The sequence below is a fragment of the Gordonia sp. GONU genome (assembly GCF_024733855.1).
Lineage (GTDB): Bacteria > Actinomycetota > Actinomycetes > Mycobacteriales > Mycobacteriaceae > Gordonia > Gordonia amicalis.
Genome location: NZ_JANRHB010000034.1, coordinates 36,191 through 55,652, shown reverse-complemented (window position 1 = coordinate 55,652; position 19,462 = coordinate 36,191). Strand labels below are relative to the sequence as shown.

Here is a 19,462-nt window from a genome sequence, read left to right as displayed (position 1 = left end):
CGCGCACATGGAGTACGTGCACGAACGCGGCGTCTACAACGACTTGCCCCTCGAGGAAATCCTGGCGGGCCTGCGGCTTGCCTACGGCCCTCTGATCTTCTCGGGACGGCCAGCTCCGTCCGACGCATTCCGCGCATAGTGTGCGCTCCGGCGGGCTACCCCCGACGCTGTTCCGGTGACGGTCACCGAGACCCCTGCGGCGGTGACCGTCACCGCCGACGCGACGACGGTCACCGAGACCGAGACCGAGACGCCGCAGGCCCGCACCACGACGGTCACCAGCACGCCGCGTCCGGTCACCCGGACGACCACGGTGACCGAAGAGGTGTCGGCTGCCACGATCACAGAGACGGAGACGACCACCATCGAGGTGCCGGCGCCGGGAGAATTAGCGCCCCGGGGTCAGTAGACGGGGTCGTGCTGGATGCGGCTCGCCCGCACCCCGGCGATGATCAGCTGTCGCCGGGTCGCCTCGATCATCTGCGCCGACCCCGCGATCAGCACCTGATGGTCTTCCCAGTTCCCGGCGCCGACGACCACGTCGGCGAGGGTGCCGATGCGGTGTTCGATCCCGAGTTCGGCCGGCGTCGCCACCGCCCTGATCCACCACGGGTCGCGTTCTTCCTCCGAGACCGCGGTGACCTGCAACCACGGATTGGTGGCGGCGATCCGCCGCAGCACACTGAGGTCGTAGAGCTCGCCGGGATGGCGCATGCCGTAGAAGATGTGGGTCGGCGGCGAGTCCGCGCGCTTGGACATCTCGATGAGCAGCGCACGCAGCGGGGCGAGGCCGGTACCGCCGGCGACCATCAGCACGGGCTGATCCCGGTCGACGTGCAATGTGCCGTGACTCTGGGACAGCGTCCAGACATCCCCGACGGCGGTCTCGCTGACGATCGCCGAACTGACCGTCCCACCGTGGATCGCCCGTACGTGGAACTCCAGCTCACCGGCCGGATTCGGGGGGATCGACGGCGAGAAGTTGCGCCACTGCTTCGGCCACTGCGGGATGTGGACCTCGAGGTACTGGCCGGCGATGAACGTCAGCGGCGCGTGCGCGATGAGCCGTACGACGGCGAGGTCGCGGCTGATGCGGTACTTCTCGACGACCTCCGCCGTCCACCGCGCCGGATGGGTGGCGGTTTCGGCCGCCCCACGCATCACGCCGGTGACGAGCATCATCGCCTGGGAGACCGTCTGCTGGGCCTCGGAGTCCCAGTACCCCTCCATCAGACTGGCGAACTCGCCCATGAGCGCTGCGTACATCACGTGGTAGTGCTCGGGTTCGACGCCGAACTTGCGATGGTCGCGACCGAGCTGGGCGAGGAACTCGACGAGGTCGGCGTGGCCGGATTCTGCCGGGATGGCTTCGAGGACGTGATCGATCACGCGATGGAAGGCGATCTGCTGGGCGGCCATCGAGACGCCGAACAGGTCCCGGAGGTCGGGGTCGATCGCGAACATCCGGGTGAAGACGTTGGTCGCGAACCGGTCGGGCTGCCGGTTCACCGCTGTTCGCAGCTGATGCAACGTGTGGCGTGAGTGGCTCGCCATTCTCTCTGGACAACCTCCGTCGGCGTTCGTCCCCGCCTCTTCCAAGAGACCCAACACTAGCCTCTCGACCCGACAGAATTAAGGATCCGTCATCGTATGTCGGACTGTGATCCGGTGTGGCAAGGTACCAGCATGACGTCCCTCGACGGTGTCCTCCCGGCCATCGTCGACGCGCATGTGCAGCACTGGAATCCGCGGCGCACTCCCTGGGCGGCAACCCGTTCGTCGCGCCTGTACGGGTTCGTCCCCCGATTGGGGGACCGGGTGTTTCCGCTCGTCGCCTCGCGCGCCGACCGCGAGTTCGTACTGACCCCGCGGACAGTCGCGCGACCCTACGAGCCGCGGCAGTACGCCACCGATGCCGCACTCGTGCCGACGGTCGTCGGTGTGCCCATCGACACCGTCGTGCACGTCGAGTCGCACTGGCGCAAGGCGTTACCCGCAGGGGAACAGGCGTCCGCCCACAGCACCGCGGTGGAGGAGACGCGCTACCTGGAGAACCTCCCGTTCGGTCAGGCCGGGGCTCCCCGTCTCGGGGCGATCGTCGCCCACGGTGATCCACGGGACCACGACTTCGCCGAGACACTCGATCAGCAGCTCACCATCTCACCGCGGGTCCGGGGCGTCCGGCTGGTGGCGACGCGTCACCCCGATCCGCGCGTCCGCGACGGTGGCGACGCCGACAACATCCTGTCGTCGACCTCCTTCCTCGACGGCTTCGCCGAGCTCGCGGGGCGCAAGCTCGTCTTCGAGGCGGCGGTCTACTCCCATCAGCTCTACGACGTCATCGTGCTGGCGAGGGAGTATCCGGACACGACCATCGTGCTCGATCATTTCGGGATGCCGGCCGGGGTCTTCGGCCCGATCGGGACTCGTACGGGCGCGACGGCCGCCGCGCGCGCGGACATCTGGCGGCTGTGGCGGGAACGCATCACCACCCTGGCGTCGTATCGCAATGTGGTGGTGAAACTCTCCGGTCTCGCGATGCCGGTCCTCGGTTACGGCCACGAACGGTGGGGCAACATCGGCGGGCAGACGACACTCGGCGAGATGATCTGTCCGTTCGTCGAACACGTCGTGAACCACTTCGGTACCGATCGCGTCATGTTCGGGTCCAACTACCCGATCGACCGGCCCAACGCCGCGATCGACGTACTCGTCGGAGCGCTCGTCGACTGCGCGTCGCAATGGGGAGACGAGGCCCTGCGACGGATCTTCCGCGACACCGCGGTCCGGGTCTACAAGCTCGACGACGCGTGACGTGTCGAATCCCGTCACGGATTACGCGGACGCCCCCACCTTCGTGAGCGGGTCGGTTCGGGCACGGGCACGTCGCGCATGAGGCGGACCAGTATGTCGACCAGTTCGGTACACGTCGGATAGCGGTCCTGCGGCGCCTTGGCGAGCGCCTTGGCGAAGATGGAGTTCATCGCCGACGGCAGCCACGGCCGGCGTCGGGTGAGGCGTGGCGGCTCGTCGTTGATGTGTGCGTAGGTGATCGCGAACGACGTGTGTCGAGGGTACGGCGGTTCGCCGGTGAACATCTCGACGAGGCTGCACGCGAAGGAGTAGTTGTCGCTGGCCGGCGAGAGACGTTGTGCCTGAAGCAGTTCCGGTGAGGCGTACCCGATGGAACCCTGCACCCGCCCGTTCCGGGCGAGCGGCCTCGTGTCGTCGAGGAACTGGGCGATCCCGAAATCGGAGAGATAGGCGTCGACCGGTGTGGGGGTGTCGCCGTCGGGGCTGACCGGTCGGGACAGCAGGATGTTGGCTGGTTTGACGTCGCGGTGGAGGATCTCCTGGCGGTGGGCGTAGTCGAGGGCATCGGCGATCTGTGCGGCGACCCGAAGGATCGTGTCGACGTGGGGTTCGTCGGTGCGACCGGGGATGAGTGCAGTGGCTGACGGGCCGGGCGCGTACTGCATCGCCAGCCACATCGACGGTAGGTGGTGGGGGCCGAGAGACCCGGGCGGCGCGGCGATCTCGCCGTGCGCGCGAATCCGCACGATGTGCGGGTGGTCGAGCAGCGAGGCGATCCCGAACTCCCGCTCGAACCGTTCGCGGACCCGGCCGTGGTCGGAGGCGTTCGGGTGCAGCACCTTGAGCGCGACGGGCCCGTTGCCGTCGTCGCGATGGGCACGGAAGACGTCGGCACTCGCACCCCCGCCGAGGAACTCGTCGATGGTGAAGCCGGCCACGCATTCGCCAACCTCGAACACCTTGTCAGCGTAAGGCGACGACGACCGGTCGGAGCGGTGCGACGATCGGGGTGTCGGGACCCGGGCTCGCGGTCAGGCCGTCGGCGTCAGGCGGAAGATCGGGAACCTTCGGCCCTGTGCGGTCTCGGTGTACTTGACGAACTGATCGGTGAACGAGGTGAACTTCGCCCAGGCCTCATCCCAGTCGTCGTCGGTGATCTCGGTGACCTGCGTGTCGTGACGCTCGATGCCGTCGACGGCGGGGGCCTCGACGGCAACCGAGTCGGGGTGGGCCCTCAGGTTGTGCACCCACGCCGGCGTCGTCGGGGAACCCGCGAAGGACCCGATGACCAGCCAGGAGCCGTCGTCGGCGAGACCGAACAGCGGGCTGATCCGCGGCTCACCGGATTTGGCGCCGACGGTGTGCAGCAGGACGAGGTTCTTCCCGAACCCTGCGGTCTCGACATGTCCGTTGTTGGTGCGGAACTCGTTGATGATGGTGGTGTTGAAGTCGTTCACGATCTCATTGATACGCCTTCCCGGCGACGACCGGCCGGTGTGTCAAAGTGAAACCGCGGTCCGGGCGGCGAAGAATACGCTGAACGTATGAGTGCCGATACGAGTTCGTTGGCCGCCGCGCTGCCCGATGGGATGGTGATCACCGACCCCGACATCCTTGCCGGGTATCGCCAGGACCGTGCCCTGGACCCGACCGCGGGCACCCCGCTCGCACTCGTCCGCCCGACCTCGACCGAAGACGTTCAGACGACGGTTCGCTGGTGTCACGAGAACCGGGTGCCGATCATCACGAGGGGTGCCGGCACCAGCCTCTCGGGTGGCTCGACCGCGGTGGACGGCGCCATCATGCTCTCCACCGAGAAGATGCGCGAGATCGCGGTGGACCCGGCGACGCGGACCGCCGTCGTGCAGCCCGGGCTGTTCAACTCGGAGGTCAAGGCCGCGGCGGCGGCCGAGGGTCTCTGGTACCCGCCGGACCCGTCGTCGTTCGAGATCTGCTCGATCGGCGGCAACGTCGCCACCAACGCCGGCGGACTGTGCTGCGTGAAGTACGGGGTGACCACCGACTACGTCCTGGGCCTGCAGGTGGTGCTGGCCGACGGCCGCGCGGTGCGAGTGGGCGGCAAACAGCTCAAGGACTCGGCAGGCCTCCCGCTGACCAAACTCTTCGTCGGCAGCGAGGGACTCCTCGGGATCATCACCGAGGTGACCCTGCGGCTGCTGCCACCCCAGGGGCCGGCGAGCACGGTCGTCGGGATCTTCGACTCGGTCCACGACGCGAGCCGTGCCGTCCTCGCCGTCACCGGCGAGATCCGTCCGGCGATGCTCGAATTCATGGATTCGGTGGCCATCAACGCGGTCGAGGACATGCTGCGCATGGGGCTCGACCGCGACGCCGGCGCGCTGCTCGTCGCCCAGTCCGACGCACCCGGGGCGGCCGGCGCCCAGGAGGTCGAACTCATCCGGAACGCCTTCGAGACGAACGGCGCCGGTGAGGTCTTCGCCACCGACGATCCCACCGAGGGGGAGGCGTTCACCGCCGCCCGGCGCGCGGCCATCCCGGCCGTGGAGAAGCTCGGGTCGCTGCTCCTCGAGGACGTCGGCGTGCCGTTGCCGTCGTTGCCCGATCTCATCGACGGCGTCGCCAAGATCGCCGCGGACAATCAGGTGATGATCTCGGTGATCGCGCACGCCGGCGACGGGAACACCCACCCGTTGATCGTCTTCGACCCGACCGACGCCGCCGAGGCCGGCCGTGCGCAGACCGCGTTCGGTCATATCATGGACCTCGCCATCGAACTCGGTGGCACCATCACCGGCGAGCACGGCGTGGGGCGCCTCAAGAAGGGCTGGCTGCCCGACCAGGTGGGACCGGACGTGATGGAGCTGACCGCGCTCATCAAGAACGCCCTCGACCCGGAGGGGCTCCTCAATCCGGGCGTGATCCTGTAGACGTGGTCAGCACGACGGCATAGCTGCCGCGGCGCTTCGCCTTGGCCGAGAACAGGGCATCGTCGGCGAGGGCGAGGTCGCGTCGAATCCGTGCGGTTGCATCCACGTCGGACATCTGGTCGCGGTCCAGCGGACCCACCGCGATACCCAGACTCACGGTCGCCCACTCGCCGTCCTCGGTATCGATCGGTTGAGCCCGGATGTCTTCGGCGACGGCACGCGCCGCGGCTTCGTCGAGCCGCATCGCGATCGCGAACTCGTCCCCACCGAGCCGGGCGACGACCGCCGGCTCGTCCACTGCTCCCTGGAGGATCTCGGCGACCTGCTGCAGTACGAGATCACCCACGCCGTGGCCGTGGTCGTCGTTGATCCGTTTGAAGCGGTCGACGTCGGCGATGAGGAGTGCGAACCGATCCCCTTGCCCCCGGCGCAACAGCGTGGACGTCGCCAGGATGAATCCGCGGCGATTCAGCAATCCGGTGAGCGGATCGGTGTTGGCCATCCGCAGCTGATGTTTCAGGGTCCGCTGGAGATCGGAGGTGTAACCGTGGTGGAGGGTGACGGTCCCGTTCACGGCGACGAGCAGCGCGAGCGTCGCGGAGAACGCGGTGACCGGCGGAACGCCGTCGTGCCACGCGAGAATGCCGAGAGTGCATGTCACCGCGCTCGAAAAAGCCATGTGGAGATACACGACGCGTGCCCGCACGAAATGTGCGCTGTACGAACCCACCACGGCGAACAGCGCCGAGAAGTACAACGCGAGACGTGGGTCGGCGATGGCGAACAGACACACCGCCACTCCGATGTCCGCGTAGGCGACGAATACGTTGTTGAATCCTCGGACGTGTGATTTCTTGGTCCACCACATCTCGCCCAGATGAACTCGGCTCACCGCCATCGCGGTGGGAACGGTGGTGGCGGCAGCGGTGCCGAGGATCAGTGACCGCCATACCGACCCCTGCGAACCACTCGGTGTGAAGAGCCCGAGTGCCCCCACGACGCCGAAGATCAGTACCAGCCCGGCGATGGTGTAGCGGATATGACGTTCGCGCAGTCGTAATTGCCGAAGGACGTGATGCGTTTCGTCGTAGAGCTGCCCGCCTCGTGCGATCTCAGCGGTGAGCGAGTCGCCACCGAGCCCGCTCAACGGTCTGGATCTCGGCGAACGGCCGACCGTTTCTTCCACCTGATCGAGCTCCGGAAATGAGGGTGTGGCGAACAATGCGAAGTCTAGAGGGGCGTTAACGATACTTCATCAGCGCGAGAAATATTCGCCGAAGCCCGGTCGCAGAAGCGAAAGCAGGAAGATATGAGTGGGAAGCACCTGCCGAGGTCCTCCCGTCCCCTCCGCGGGGGGACCTCAGCAGGTAGCCCAAACGCGACTGACATCTGAATACGACGCCATGCAGAAATGAGCATATTGGGTCAAAGGTCAACCTACAATCACATCAATCTGGATAACTGACAGGAGAAGGTTGATGAATGGTTCTGGGGACGCCGGACTCCGCGATATCGACTTGCGTCGACTCCGAATGTTTGTCGTCGTCATGGAAGCTCCGAGCCTTCGCGTCGCGGCCGACACCCTGTTCATCAGCCAGCAGGCGTTGTCGTCGGCGATTCGTGAACTCGAGCGGCAGTTGGGTGTCGAGCTGTTCTCCCGGTCGCGCCGCAGCCTGACGCCGACGCCGGCCGGGGAGGCGCTCTACCGCGGCGCGGTGCCGCTGCTGGCCGGTGGCGAACAGCTCGCCACCCAGGTCAGGCGCGTCAATTCCGGGTCGCCGGCACCGTTCGTCATCGGCCACGCACCAGACCTCGCGTCGTCGGAGGTGTTCCGCATCATCGAACCCGTCGTCCTCGCCGACCCCTCGATACCGATCACGGTGCGCCCGGTGTTCGCCGACTTCATGCGAGACGAGTTGCTGTCGGGCTCGATCGATCTGGCACTGGGCCGCGGTGTGGCGGCGCCCCCGGACATGGCGACGACGATCGCGACCCAGCACGAACTCCGGCTCGCGGTGCGCAGTGATCACCCGCTCGCCGCGCACGCTCACGTCGACATGGCCGACCTCGCCGACTACGAGATCGTCGTGTGGGGCCCCGAGCACGAATACGAGTACACCGACATCCTCGTCGGACTGTGTCGGCGTGCGGGATTCGAACCGCGGATCATCCTGTCGACGCTCCTGGGTACGCCACCGCACACCGCGGTGATCGCACACCCGAAAGCCTGCGCGTTCGTCACCAACGAACCCGGCTGGATCTATGCGAACTCCATCCGCATCATCGAATTCACCGATCCGCCGCTCGCCCCCGTCCGGGCGATGTGGCTGCCCAACACCGCGTCGACGCTACGCCGACAGATCCTGGCCGCGGCGGAAGGTGTTGTGTGAGAGCGGAAGGGTGTGGACCTCAGTGACGCTCCAGGATCGCGGCGAGGTCGGCACCGTCGGCAAGCGCGCCGTACTCGAAGCTGCGGTCGGGACCCAGCCGGCTGGCGATGAAGGCGTCGGCGACGGCGGACGGACTGTGCCGCACCAGCAGTGACGCCTCGAGCGCCAGGGCCATCGCCTCGACGGTCGACCGGGCCCTGCGCTGGGCGTCGGCCGGGCCGAGGCGCGACAGTTCGCCGAGCTGGTCGCGGAGCCGGTCCAGGTGGGCGTCGAGAGTGCGGTCGGCGCCGCGGGCGAGTGACACCTCGGCATCGAAGGCGGCCACCGACTCCGGTTCGCGGGTCATCGCGCGCAGGACGTCGAGGGCGATGACGTTTCCGGAGCCTTCCCACACGGCCATCACCGGCTGTTCGCGGTAGCGCATGGCGAGCGGGAAGTCCTCGGTGTATCCGTTGCCGCCCAGGCATTCCAGCGCCTCGTAGGCGTGGTGGGGTCCGCGCTTGCAGATCCAGTACTTGGCGACGGCGGTCGCGAGCCGGCGGAAGGCCCGTTCCTGGGGATCGGCATCCTCGTCGTGGGCGCGTGCCAGCCGGATCGCGGTGGTGGTCGCGGCCTCCGATTCCAGTGCGAGATCGGCCAATACGGCGGTCATCGCCGGCTGGTCGGCCAGCGTCGCGCCGAAGGCGGCGCGGTGGCGGGCGTGCCACACGGCCTCGGCGACCGCCTGCCGCATGCCGGCCGCCGAACCGAGGACGCAGTCGAGCCGCGTCTGCGCGACCATCTCGATGATCGTGCGCACGCCGCGTCCCGGTTCGCCGACCATCACGGCGACGGTGCCGTCGAGTTCGATCTCGCTCGAGGCGTTGGACTTGTTGCCGAGCTTGTCCTTGAGTCGCTGGATGCGGAAGACGTTGCGGGTCCCGTCGGGCAGTATCCGTGGGAGAAGGAAGCACGAAAGTCCCTCGCCGCCAGCGCCTTGCGCTTGGGCGAGGACGAGGAATGCGTCGGACATCGGCGCCGAACAGAACCACTTGTGCCCGGTGAGGAGGTACTCGGCGCCCTGTCCGCCGGTCCCGGCGGGGACGGCGACCGTGGTGTTGGCGCGGACGTCGGAGCCACCTTGCTTCTCCGTCATCGACATACCGAATATCGCCGACTCCTTGGTGGCGCTCAGATCGGGGGAGTAGCTGCGGGACAACGCCTTCGGCACCCAGCTCGCGGCGACGTCGGGCTGGAGTTCGAGCGAGGGGATGACCGCATGGGTCATCGACACCGGACAGGCGTGGCCCGGTTCGATCTGACCGAACAGCATGAAGGCCGCCGCGCGGACGACGTGCGACCCGGGCTGCGGGTCGGCCCAGCAACGGGTATGGGCACCGTGCGCGATGGAGGCGGAGATGATCCGGTGATATGCCGGGTGGTACTCGACCTCGTCGATGCGGTGGCCCCAGCGATCGAACGTCCGCAGTACGGGGGTGACGGTGTTGGCGAGATGGGCGTCGTGCTTGAAGGATTCGCTGCCGACGAGCGCACCGATCTCGCGGAGCTCGGCGTCGCCCCAGGCGCCGTCGTGGCGGGCGACCGCCTCGGTCAGGACGGTGTCGAGTTCGTATTCGTTGACGTCCACCCGCGGCGCGGACTGGTTGAACACCTCGTGGGTGAGGTGGGGTTGCGGATGGATGTGCGTTGCGGACTGGGACATCATGCCTCCTGGGACGTGGGTACGAGTGGCCGATCCAGAACCCGGTCCGGGATCTGCAGGTTCGTGAAGATCACCGCGACCGCGTCCTCGAGCCGATAGCCGAAATCGGCTCCGGTGGCGGCCTTCTGGACTGCGAGACCGAAGATCGCGGACCAGAACGCCTTCGCCTCGACGTCGATCCCCGCGCGCAGCTTCCAGCCGGTGCGCACGAGCGTCGACATCAGCGCCTGTTCGCCGCGTTCGTGGAGCGTGCGCAGCGTGTCGGTGATGTGCTCGCGCAGGTCGGTCCGACGCGCCGTCAGCAGCATGGCGGTGGTGAACAATTCGACGTCCCGCGCGCAGGGGCCGAGCAAGGTGCCGACGAGCGTGTTGGTGTAGTCGCGAACGGTCGTCGTTCCGGCGGCGGCTTCCTCGGCTCGACGCCCGGCGCGCAGCACGCCGACGCAGGCGACCTCGACGAACAGCTGTTCCTTGGAACCGAAGTAGTACGTCACCTGGTTCGGGTAGGCGTCGGCTCGCTGACAGATCTGGGCGACCGATGCCGTCTCCCCCTGTTCGGCGAAGACCTCGGCAGCGGCACGCAGCAGGGTCTGGCGGGTCGCCTTGCCCGCTTCCCGGCTAGCGCGTCCGGAGGTCGCCACAGCATCCTGCCTGGTCGAAGTAGATGTTTGTATGACAAACAATAAACACCCACGAGGGCGACGGCAAGGGCTGATCGCCGACGGGTCAGCGGGTTTCGCTCCCAAGTCGTTGGGAACCCGCCCTGACGAAGTCGCCTGCGTCGATGAGTACGGACCGCCCCGCCGCGGACGGCGGGCTGAAGTGGAAGAAACTGCTCGGCGTGATCATGGACGACCCTGGGAAGATCCGGATGGACGAACGAGAGAACCCGACGATCCAGCAGCCCACCAACGCGATCATCAAGATCGCCGCAACCTCCGTGCGTGGGTCGGACCTGTGGCAGTATCGCGGCATCGAAGACGTCGACGGCTGTCGAGGCTGAACGTGTCCAGTACGTCGACCGCGCAGTCTGCGACGTCGACGACGCGGTGAGCCGACGATCAGCCGGAAGCGCGGCCGGTCACCAGCCCGGACAGGACCGCTTCCAGGCGGTCACTTCGAACGGGAAGAGAGCAAGGCGCCCACTTCTTCGGTACCGCCCAGACGGGTGATGGTCAGGGCTTCATCGTCGAGGTGCTCGGCAAAATCCCGCTGGTAGGACGCTCGAACGAGCCTCCGTGCCTGGCCGACAGCCGACGTCTGCCGATCGAGAAGCAGGGACACAACACCGTCGACGTCGGAGGCGAGTTCGTCCAGCTCCACGACCGTATCCACGAGGCCCCACGCGAGTGCGGTCGACGCATCGATACGTTCGTTGAGAACGAGCATCTGAAGCGCCCGCCGCATGCCGATCACGCGGGGGAGGCCGATCGACACCCCGCAATCCGGTGACAACCCGATCGTCGAGTACGCAGCTACGTAAGAGCTGGCGGGAGTGGCGGCCACGTAGTCGGCTGCAAGTAGAAGGCCGAGCCCGGCGCCCGCAACCGGTCCCTGGATTGCGGCGACTATCGGGACGGGCAGCTCGTCGAGTGCGATGAGTGAACGGTGTATGGACCCCGCGAGGTCGGCGAGGAACCGCGGGCGGTCCGACGCCGCCGCCATTGCCCGTACGTCGCCGCCCGCGCAGAAGATCTTTCCGGTCGAAGACAGACGGATGACCCGTACGTCGGCATTCTCGCGGATCGACGTGATCGCCTGGGCGAGGCCGTCGGCGACCTCGAGATCGAGTGCATTGCCCGCGGATGGCCGGTTGAGTTCGATGGACGCAACACCTCGTTCGTCCACTCGGAAGATGACCGAACTCATGCCCACTCCATCCAGAAGTCCAGTTCCAGCTCCACGTCGCCCGGTACGACTCGATAGCCCGAGAAATCGGTCACACCGTCACCGGCCAGGACCTCGTCATCGATGAAGCACTGTCCGGTGACGAGGTCGGAGGGCTTGGTGATGATGCTGATCGCTGCATCGGCCATGATGTCCGGCGTTCGGCTACGCGCGACGAGTTCCTCACTCAAGATGTTGCGAACCGCTGCCGTGTTGATGGTCGTTCGCGGCCACAGGGAATTCACGGCGATACCGTCGCCGGCGAGCTCGGCGGCAAGTCCGATGGTTACGAGGGACATCGAGAATTTCGAGATCGTGTACGCAGTCCCTATATCCGCGAACCATTTCGGTTCGAGGTTGAGCGGCGGCGACAGGGTCAGGACGTGCGGGTTGGCCGATCGCCGTAGATGCGGGATGGCGGTCTTCGTCAGGAGAAAGGCGCCGCGCGCGTTGATGTCTTGCATGAGGTCGTACTTCTTCATGCTGATATCTGCAGTCGGTGTCAGATCGAGCGCGCTGGCGTTGTTCACGACGATGTCGATGCCACCGAATTGTTCGACCGTGCGCGCGACGGCGTCGGCCACCGACTCGTCGTCCCTGATGTCACCGACAAGTGGCAGCGCCTTGCCGCCGGCCGACTCGATCGCAGCAGCCGCGGTGTAGATGGTGCCGGGCAGCTTCGGGTGCGGCTCGGTCGTTTTCGCGATCAGGGCAATGTTGGCTCCTCGACGGGCCGCCTGGATTGCGATCGCCTCGCCGATGCCTCGGCTGCCGCCTGACATGATCAGGGTGCGGCCTTCCAGCGATCTGTCCTCGGGTTCAGTCTGCACGACTGGTCCTTTCACGAAGGGGCGCCACATTCAGGCGCGATGGAAAGTGGTGATTCTCAATGTATTCCAGGAACTACACGAGAAGATCCGGCCCGGAGGGTTCCCCGGGCGCGAGTGCTCCGGACGGCGCTGCGCCGATGACCGGATCGGATCAGGTCTGAGAGTTCAGTCGAACTCGATCCCGATGCGGCCGCTCTTCGGGGTCGCCTGACAGGTCAGCAGGTAGCCGTCGTCGATGTCCTCGGGTTCCAGTGCGATCCCGTTGCCGTGGTCTACTTCCCCGGCGGTCAGGCGTGCCACACACGACCCGCAGTCCCCTTCGCGACACGAGTACGGGGCGTCGACATCCGAGGCGAGGAGCGCGTCGAGCAGGACGGTGTCCGTGCCGCACCGGACGGTTCGGACGTCTCCGTCGATGGTGACGGTGATCTCCGATGCACCGGAGCCCTCGTGGTCGGCAGTGTCCAGCGTGAACGGATCGCCGGTCAACGACACATATCGCTCGACGTGAACCTGGTCGTGGTGGATGCCGTGTTCCCGCAGGGTGTGCTCGACGAGGTCCATGAAAGGTGCTGGGCCACAGATGAATGCTTCGCCCGTACCGACTGCGTCGGTGAGGACCCCGCTGACCGCATCCGCGGTGGGAAGACCCCGCTCGGTCTCGAGCCAGTGGTTCACGGTCAGTTGCGCGGGATGACGAGCTGTCAGTTCGTCGATCGCGCTCGCGAAGATGGTCGACTCATGGTCGCGGTTGGCGTAGAACAACACCACGTCGGTGTCGTGCTCCGCCAGTGCCGAACGCAGTATCGACATCACCGGGGTCACCCCGCTGCCGGCCGCGAAGAGGTACAGCGGTCCTTCCCAGGACCGTGGCGTGAAGACGCCCGACGGTGGGAGGATATGCAGCACCAATCCCGGTTCGGCGTTGTCGCACAACCAGTTCGACCCGTAGCCGTCGCGGGTTCGTTTGACGGTGATCGCCGGGGAAGCGTCGACGTTCGGGGCCGTGGACAGGGAGTAGCTGCGGGCGACGAGGCCGGTGCGGTCACTGGGAATACGGACGGTGATGAACTGTCCGGGCCGGTAGTCGGTGCCGTCGGGGAAGTCCAGTACGATCGTGCGGGCCTCCGGGGTCTCGTCGATGACCGCGGTGACGGTCACGTCGATGCCGAGGGTCCGTGCGACGGGAGAGATGGTCGATTGGGTCATGTGGTGGTCCTGGAGATGAGGGGAATCGCTCGGTACCACAGTTCGCCGAGTGCGGTGCCGAGCGCTTCGAGTCGTTCTCGTCGAGGCGTGCTGGTCGGCAGGCCGACATGGATGTAGGCCATCTGTTCGGTGGCACATCCCAGCGTCTCCGCGAGCAGGTTGGTGTCACAGCTTTCGATCGCGCCGCTCGCGACGAGGCGTTCCAGCCAACGTTCGGTGCGTTTGACGAAGTCGCCACGAAGGTTGAGCCACAACTGTTTGAATCCCGGATTCTCGCTGGCCGCGGCGGCCTCGCGGAGCAGGCGCAGCATGTGGCGGCTACGGGCGTAGGCCTGTAGATATGTCGTGTTGACCTCGATCAGCGATTCCAACTCACCGTGGGTTCGGTCGGGCCGCAGCCGGGCGGTGGCCAGTTCCTGCAGCGACGGACGGAGAGCCGCGAGGAAGATGTCGTCCAGGCCTACGAAGTGGCGGTAGAAGTTGCCTTGAGAAACGTTGGCGCGGTGGGTGATGTCCGAGATGCGGGTGCGGGTGTATCCGTACTCGGTGAAGCACTCGGTGGCCGCCTTCACCAGCTTGTCGCGGGTCTGTTCACCGCGCTTGTTGGCGCGTTTGGTCGAGACCGCTGTCTCGTCGAGCAGTCCGGCCGCCGAATAGGCCGCGTTGATCCCGTCATGCTCGCGTGTGTCGGGGCCGGTCTCGGTACTCATCGGGTCGCTCCTTCCAGCGACCGTGCTGCCTGTAGTGCCTTCAGCGGATGGCCATCCGGCATGGTGTCGGGGAGGAACGACAGCAGTTCGTCGAGATACTCGTCGCTGGTGTCCCCGGAGTTCAGTGCGTCGCCTGCGTAGACCTTTCCGGTCGAACCGTCGACGGTGACCGTCTGTCCCGCCAAGGTCTGCGAGAGGCCGATCCCACAGCCGACGACGCACGGCACGCCGATCTCGCGGCACACCAGTGCGGCATGAGACGTGGTTCCGCCGACCTCCGTGACCACGGCGACGGAGTCGAACATCGCCGGGACATCGGCCGGGGAGGTCGATGGGCGCACGAGGACCACGCGTTCGCCCTCGGCGGCCGCGATGCAGGCGGCGTCGGTGTCCGTGTAGACGACGCCGACGGCGGCTCCCGGTCCTGCGCCCGTGCCCGAGGCGAGCAGTTCGGCGCCCGCGTCGGCCGAGTTGTGCTGGGCGAGGGTCTCGGCCTGCTCTGCGCTGATGCGCGAGACGGCCTCCTCACGGCTGATGAGGCCCTCACGGACCAGATCGACGGCGATGCGCACCGCCGCACGTGCAGACCGCTTGCCCGATCGACATTGCAGCATGTAGAGCGTGCCGCTCTCGACGGTGAACTCGATGTCGACCAGATCGCGATGCTCGGCTTCCAGAGTGGCCGAGATCGCACTCAGCTCCTGGTGCAACTGCGGGGAGTGAACCTGGAACTGATCGATCGTCTGCGGAGTGCGTTCTCCGGAGACCACGTCCTCTCCCTGTGCTTGCGAAAGCCATTCGCCGAATAGCTGAGGGTCGCCGGTGGCCGGGTCGCGGCTGAAGATCACACCGGTACCGGACTGCTCGTCGCGATTCCCGAACACCATGGCCTGCACGGTCACCGCGGTGCCACCGCCCTCGCCGAGTCCGTGGTGGCGGCGATACGCAGTGACCCGCTCATTGGTCCACGAGCGGAACACCGCGCCGATGGCCTCGCGCAACTGGTCGTGCGGATCGACGGGCGGTGCGGACGCGGCGTCACCGAGAACGACCTCGCCGTATCCCGCGCAGAACCGCGCCCAGGTGTCGCGCGCCCAGTCGTGGTCCCCGGTCGCCTCGGCGAGGTCGGCGGTCAGCTGCTCGGTCAGCCCCAGGTTGAGGACGGTGTCCATCATCCCGGGCATGCTCTGCGCGGCACCCGAACGCACCGACACAAGAAGGGGAAACGGTCCGGCACCGAAGGTCTTTCCGGTCTGCTGTTCGAGGACGTGCAGTTGATTGACGACCTCGTCCCACACCTCGTCGGGGAGTTGGCCTCCGTTGTCGTGGAACCGTGCACAGACCGGCGTGGTGATGGCGAAGGCGGGCGGGACCGGCAGCCCGAGCGACCGCATGCGGTTGACGCTGTAGGCCTTGCCTCCCAGTAACTCCCGGTCGGCCGGAGCGGTCCCGTCCAGTGCCAGGACAGCGGGTGTGTTCATCAGAGTGGTCCTTTCACTCGGTGGTGTCGACCCGAGCTCGAGGCTGGGACAGAGGAGTGGGGAGGGCTGCTGAACGCAGCGCGGTGAGTCCGCCTTCGACGGGGACGTCGATGCCGTTGACCCAGTCTGCAGCAGGGCTGAGCAGGAAGTCGATCACCGACGCCGATTCCGCGGCGGTGCCATGGCGGCCGACCATCGATGCCGATCGTGCAATGGCGTCGACGCCCATGGACTGTTCGAAGTCGGTGAGGATCGGGGTTTCGGTGGGTCCGGGACTGACCGACAGCGCGCGGATACCTCGGGCCTGCAGAGACGCCGACAAGGCGATGGTCCAATCCACGACAGCACGCTTGGACGTGTCGTAGGCCGCCGGGCCGTCGAGCTGTGTCCGGTCCAGCCATTCACGTAGCTCGTCGCGGTCGCGGACCTCGAGGAGTCCGACGATATCGTCGTGTCCCAGGGTGTTCCGGTGTGCCGCGATCGAGGCCACGTTGACGACCGCACCTCCTGACATCCGTTCGAGCACAGCGAATGTCAGCGCCCGCAGGCCCAGGGTGTTCACCGCCAGGACGGTCTCGGCCGGCGCGGTGCCCGGCACGCCGGCGACGTTGGCCAATGCGTCGACGTGGTCGGGTAGATCCAGTGCGGCGATGGCCGCCAGGTCGGACAGGTCGCACCGGAGGGAGTGTGCGCGATCGTCCGGGCAGGCGGCTATGTCGATCGCGATGACGCGGGTGTCCGGCTCCCGGTCGAGCAGCCGATTCACCAGGGCCAGACCGATTCCCGACGCGGCGCCGGTGATGACCACCGTACGTGCGATGCTGGAGGCGTCGCTCATGCCATCACCGCCGATACCTCGGTGAACTCGGCGATACCCACACTGCCGAGTTCGCGTCCGTAGCCGGAGTTCTTGACCCCACCGAAGGGGACGGTGGGCCGTTCGCGGGTACGCACCCCGTTGATCTTGACCTGGCCGACCTCGAGGTGTGTCGCGACCTCGACCGCGTGATCCCGGTCGGCGGACCACACCTCAGCGGACAGGCCGTACTGGCTGTCGTTGGCCACCTCGATCGCCTCGGCCACATCGCGGTAATACTGCACCACCAGGACCGGCCCGAAGATCTCCTCGCGCACCGCGGACGCGGAGCGGTCGAGATCACCGAAGACGATCGGGGCCACGAAGCAGCGGGAGTTGCCTATGCCGAGTTGCTCTCCGGTACCGGCGATCACGCGACCACCGTCGTGCCGGGCGAGATCGATGTGGTCCAGAACTCGTCGGGCGTGCGCGGCTGATGCCAGCGGACCATGGGTGGTCTCGGGTGCGGTCGGGTCGCCGAACACGAGTTCGGCGAGCGCATCGCCGATCAGCTGCTCGATGCGGTCGGCATGCGCGGCGGGGAGCACGAGTCGCGTGGTCGCGTTGCAGGCCTGGCCGGAGTTGACCAGCCCGGAGGCCAGGATCCTCGGGACGACGGCGTCGAGGTCGGCGTCGGGCAGCACGACGGCGGGTGACTTGCCGCCGAGTTCGAGCGTGGTCCGGGCCAGTGACTCTGCGGCCGCCGCAGCGACTGCTTTTCCGCCGCGGACGCTACCGGTGAACGACACGTGGGTGATGTCGGGATGTGACGACAACGCCTGCCCGGTCTCTGGTCCCGTGCCGTTCACGATGGCGAATGCGCCTGCGGGAAGTCCGGCTTCGAGGAAGCACCGACGGACCAGTGCGGCATCGAAGGGCGTCGCCTCGGAGGGCTTGAGCACCACGGTGCAGCCGGCGGCGAAGGCGGCGGCGACCTTGGCGATGATCTGATGTACGGGCATGTTCCACGGTGTGATCGCCGCGACGACGCCGCCGGCAACGCGGCGCACGATCGCCCCGTCCACGGTCTGTTCCCAGGGAAAGCGCTCGGCAGCGTCTGCGGTGGCGCGCAGGACCGATGCAGGCAATACCTGCTGGGTGGCAGTCGACAGAGCGGTCGGCATTCCCATTTCGGAGGTCACGGTCGCCGCGATCCGGTGACCATGGTGATCGATCAGATCCGCGGTCGCACGCAACACCGTTGCCCGATGCGCCGCGCTGGTCCGGGACCATGACGGCAGGGCGGCCACGGCTGCGGCGACGGCCTCGTCGACGATGGCACTACCGGCCTCATGGGTCGTACCGATCTCGCGGTCGGTGAACGGGTTGATCACCGGGATCGGTGCGCCATCGGCGATGACGCGGTCCTCGATCAGGGCCGCGGGACCCGCTCCGACGCCGGCGGGTGTCCCCAGCTCGCCGATAGTGCTCATCGGGTCGCTTCGATTCGGGCCGGGAGCGTCTTGATTCCACGGAAGAAGTTGCTCTGCAACCGATTCGGCTGATCCATCACCTTGATGTCCAGTCCGCGCTCGATGACGCGGGTGAAGAACAGCCGTGCTTCCATCCGCGCGAGGTTCGAGCCGAGGCAGGCATGCGCGCCCCACCCGAAACCGACGTGCTCGTTGGGGAAGCGGTTGCCGACGAACGTCTCCGGGTTCTCGAAGGCGCGTTCGTCGCGATTTGCCGAGCAGAACCACATCACGACCTTGTCGCCCTCTCGGATGGTCTTGCCGTGCATCTCGATGTCGCGGGTTGCGGTGCGCCGCATGGAAAGGACTGGCGAGACCCAGCGAACCATCTCCTCGACGACCACCCGGATCTTGGCGGGGTTCTCACGCATGAAGTCCCACCACTGCGGATTCTCGGACAGGACGTTGACCCCGCCCGACAGCAGATTGCGCGTCGTCTCGTTGCCCGCGACCATCAGGATCAGGTAGTAGGCGTCGAGGTAGCCACGACTGAGCGGTACACCGTCGAGTTCGGCCGCGGTCAGCACGCTGATCAGATCGTCGGCGGGGCATTCGCGGCGGAGCTTCTCCACTCCGCGGAAGTAGGCGAAGACCTCGTCACGCGCTTTCACCGCGGTTTCGGGTCCTTCGGAGTAGTCGGGATCCTCGCTGGCCATCTGGTTCGTCCAGCGCAACAGGTTCGGGCAGTCCTCGAGCGGTGCGCCGAGGAGGCGCCCGATCATCACCAGGGGGAGCTGCGCGGCGATGGAGGCGACGAAGTCGATGTCACCGGTGCCGGTGTGGGCATCGAGGAGTTCGTCGATGACGGCGGCGATGTCCCCTTCGAGCGACTTGAGCTTCACGGGCCGCACGTGCGGGGTGACGATGCCGCGCAGCTTGCCGTGCTCGGGAGGGTCGACGTGGTGGATGCTGCGCGCACCCTCTCCTTCCGCGCGTCGACTGGCGATCTGGGTACCCTGCGTGACAGTGAAGTCTTCGGCGTTGGAGGCCACGGCCTTGATGTCCTCGTAGCGGGTCACCGACCAGAATCCCGGGCCATCGTGTTCGGCGTTCCAGTGCAGCGGGTCCGTGTCGCGCAGCTGTGCGAACAGCTCGTGGTCGACGCCCGCGGCGAAGGGGCTGAGATCCATCAGGTCGATGTTGTCAGCGATTGTCATGTCGTCTCCAAAAGACTCTGGTTTGTGACTGCACTTTCACTAAAC

The 19,462-nt window shown here is 66.8% G+C and carries 19 protein-coding genes; 5 read left to right on the top strand and 14 right to left on the bottom strand.

Going from position 1 to position 19,462, the window contains the following annotated elements; genetic code table 11:
- Nucleotides 1–175: 175 nt before the first annotated feature.
- On the top strand, nt 176–409 hold the full coding sequence (locus tag NWF34_RS21395; RefSeq protein WP_309148655.1) for a hypothetical protein: 234 nt from the start codon (nt 176–178) through the stop codon (nt 407–409).
- On the opposite strand, the gene NWF34_RS21390 is transcribed toward NWF34_RS21395, so the two are convergent.
- Complete coding sequence (locus NWF34_RS21390) at nt 403–1,554, bottom strand: FAD-binding oxidoreductase (RefSeq protein ID WP_024499623.1); 1,152 nt, start codon at nt 1,552–1,554, stop codon at nt 403–405. The genes NWF34_RS21395 and NWF34_RS21390 overlap by 7 nt on opposite strands.
- Nucleotides 1,555–1,686: 132 nt before the next feature.
- On the opposite strand from NWF34_RS21390, the gene NWF34_RS21385 reads away from it, so the two are divergent.
- A complete protein-coding gene (locus tag NWF34_RS21385) occupies nt 1,687–2,814 on the top strand; it encodes an amidohydrolase (RefSeq protein ID WP_024499624.1) in 1,128 nt (375 codons plus the stop codon).
- Between the two features lie 14 nt (nt 2,815–2,828).
- Here NWF34_RS21385 and NWF34_RS21380 read toward each other — a convergent pair whose 3' ends face one another.
- Both NWF34_RS21380 and NWF34_RS21375 read right to left on the bottom strand, forming a co-directional pair.
- The gene (locus NWF34_RS21380; protein WP_024499625.1) at nt 2,829–3,773 is read right to left on the bottom strand and encodes a serine/threonine-protein kinase; all 945 of its coding nucleotides are present in this window, start codon (nt 3,771–3,773) and stop codon (nt 2,829–2,831) included.
- A 72-nt stretch (nt 3,774–3,845) separates the two neighbouring features.
- A complete protein-coding gene (locus tag NWF34_RS21375) occupies nt 3,846–4,271 on the bottom strand; it encodes a nitroreductase/quinone reductase family protein (RefSeq protein ID WP_024499626.1) in 426 nt (141 codons plus the stop codon).
- Between the two features lie 87 nt (nt 4,272–4,358).
- Here NWF34_RS21375 and NWF34_RS21370 point away from each other — a divergent pair, with 87 nt between their 5' ends.
- Nucleotides 4,359–5,723, top strand: coding sequence for an FAD-binding oxidoreductase (locus NWF34_RS21370; protein WP_159405772.1), 1,365 nt, complete (start codon nt 4,359–4,361; stop codon nt 5,721–5,723).
- On the opposite strand, the gene NWF34_RS21365 is transcribed toward NWF34_RS21370, so the two are convergent.
- Nucleotides 5,701–6,870, bottom strand: coding sequence for a diguanylate cyclase (locus NWF34_RS21365; RefSeq protein WP_035760776.1), 1,170 nt, complete (start codon nt 6,868–6,870; stop codon nt 5,701–5,703). The genes NWF34_RS21370 and NWF34_RS21365 overlap by 23 nt on opposite strands.
- A 331-nt stretch (nt 6,871–7,201) precedes the next feature.
- On the opposite strand from NWF34_RS21365, the gene NWF34_RS21360 reads away from it, so the two are divergent.
- A complete protein-coding gene (locus tag NWF34_RS21360) occupies nt 7,202–8,113 on the top strand; it encodes a LysR family transcriptional regulator (RefSeq protein WP_024499629.1) in 912 nt (303 codons plus the stop codon).
- A 19-nt stretch (nt 8,114–8,132) separates the two neighbouring features.
- Here the strand turns inward: NWF34_RS21360 and NWF34_RS21355 are convergent, their stop codons facing one another.
- Nucleotides 8,133–9,815 carry an acyl-CoA dehydrogenase family protein gene (locus NWF34_RS21355; protein ID WP_159405825.1) on the bottom strand — a complete coding sequence of 561 codons (1,683 nt, stop codon included), beginning with the start codon at nt 9,813–9,815 and terminating at the stop codon, nt 8,133–8,135.
- Nucleotides 9,815–10,456 carry a TetR/AcrR family transcriptional regulator C-terminal domain-containing protein gene (locus NWF34_RS21350; RefSeq protein WP_096274702.1) on the bottom strand — a complete coding sequence of 214 codons (642 nt, stop codon included), beginning with the start codon at nt 10,454–10,456 and terminating at the stop codon, nt 9,815–9,817. The genes NWF34_RS21355 and NWF34_RS21350 overlap by 1 nt, the downstream gene beginning before the upstream one ends.
- Before the next feature lie 143 nt (nt 10,457–10,599).
- On the opposite strand from NWF34_RS21350, the gene NWF34_RS21345 reads away from it, so the two are divergent.
- Complete coding sequence (locus NWF34_RS21345) at nt 10,600–10,818, top strand: hypothetical protein (RefSeq protein WP_024499632.1); 219 nt, start codon at nt 10,600–10,602, stop codon at nt 10,816–10,818.
- A 110-nt stretch (nt 10,819–10,928) separates the two neighbouring features.
- Here NWF34_RS21345 and NWF34_RS21340 read toward each other — a convergent pair whose 3' ends face one another.
- From NWF34_RS21340 to NWF34_RS21305, 8 genes are all read right to left on the bottom strand, one after another.
- Complete coding sequence (locus NWF34_RS21340) at nt 10,929–11,684, bottom strand: enoyl-CoA hydratase/isomerase family protein (RefSeq protein ID WP_258326019.1); 756 nt, start codon at nt 11,682–11,684, stop codon at nt 10,929–10,931.
- Nucleotides 11,681–12,562: an NAD(P)-dependent oxidoreductase gene (locus NWF34_RS21335; RefSeq protein WP_051349652.1), complete on the bottom strand. Its 882-nt coding sequence runs from the start codon at nt 12,560–12,562 to the stop codon at nt 11,681–11,683. The genes NWF34_RS21340 and NWF34_RS21335 overlap by 4 nt, the downstream gene beginning before the upstream one ends.
- A gap of 135 nt (nt 12,563–12,697) precedes the next feature.
- Nucleotides 12,698–13,741 carry a ferredoxin--NADP reductase gene (locus NWF34_RS21330; RefSeq protein ID WP_258326018.1) on the bottom strand — a complete coding sequence of 348 codons (1,044 nt, stop codon included), beginning with the start codon at nt 13,739–13,741 and terminating at the stop codon, nt 12,698–12,700.
- Nucleotides 13,738–14,451 carry a TetR/AcrR family transcriptional regulator gene (locus NWF34_RS21325; RefSeq protein ID WP_024499636.1) on the bottom strand — a complete coding sequence of 238 codons (714 nt, stop codon included), beginning with the start codon at nt 14,449–14,451 and terminating at the stop codon, nt 13,738–13,740. The genes NWF34_RS21330 and NWF34_RS21325 overlap by 4 nt, the downstream gene beginning before the upstream one ends.
- Nucleotides 14,448–15,932 (bottom strand): pyruvate, phosphate dikinase, encoded by a 1,485-nt coding sequence (locus NWF34_RS21320; protein WP_258326017.1) that lies wholly within the window; start codon nt 15,930–15,932, stop codon nt 14,448–14,450. The genes NWF34_RS21325 and NWF34_RS21320 overlap by 4 nt, the downstream gene beginning before the upstream one ends.
- A 13-nt stretch (nt 15,933–15,945) precedes the next feature.
- Nucleotides 15,946–16,770: an SDR family oxidoreductase gene (locus NWF34_RS21315; protein ID WP_024499638.1), complete on the bottom strand. Its 825-nt coding sequence runs from the start codon at nt 16,768–16,770 to the stop codon at nt 15,946–15,948.
- Complete coding sequence (locus tag NWF34_RS21310; RefSeq protein ID WP_258326016.1) at nt 16,767–18,221, bottom strand: aldehyde dehydrogenase family protein; 1,455 nt, start codon at nt 18,219–18,221, stop codon at nt 16,767–16,769. The genes NWF34_RS21315 and NWF34_RS21310 overlap by 4 nt, the downstream gene beginning before the upstream one ends.
- Nucleotides 18,218–19,417 carry a cytochrome P450 gene (locus tag NWF34_RS21305; RefSeq protein ID WP_258326015.1) on the bottom strand — a complete coding sequence of 400 codons (1,200 nt, stop codon included), beginning with the start codon at nt 19,415–19,417 and terminating at the stop codon, nt 18,218–18,220. Before NWF34_RS21305 ends, NWF34_RS21310 begins: the two co-directional genes overlap by 4 nt.
- Between the last annotated feature and the right edge of the window lie 45 nt (nt 19,418–19,462).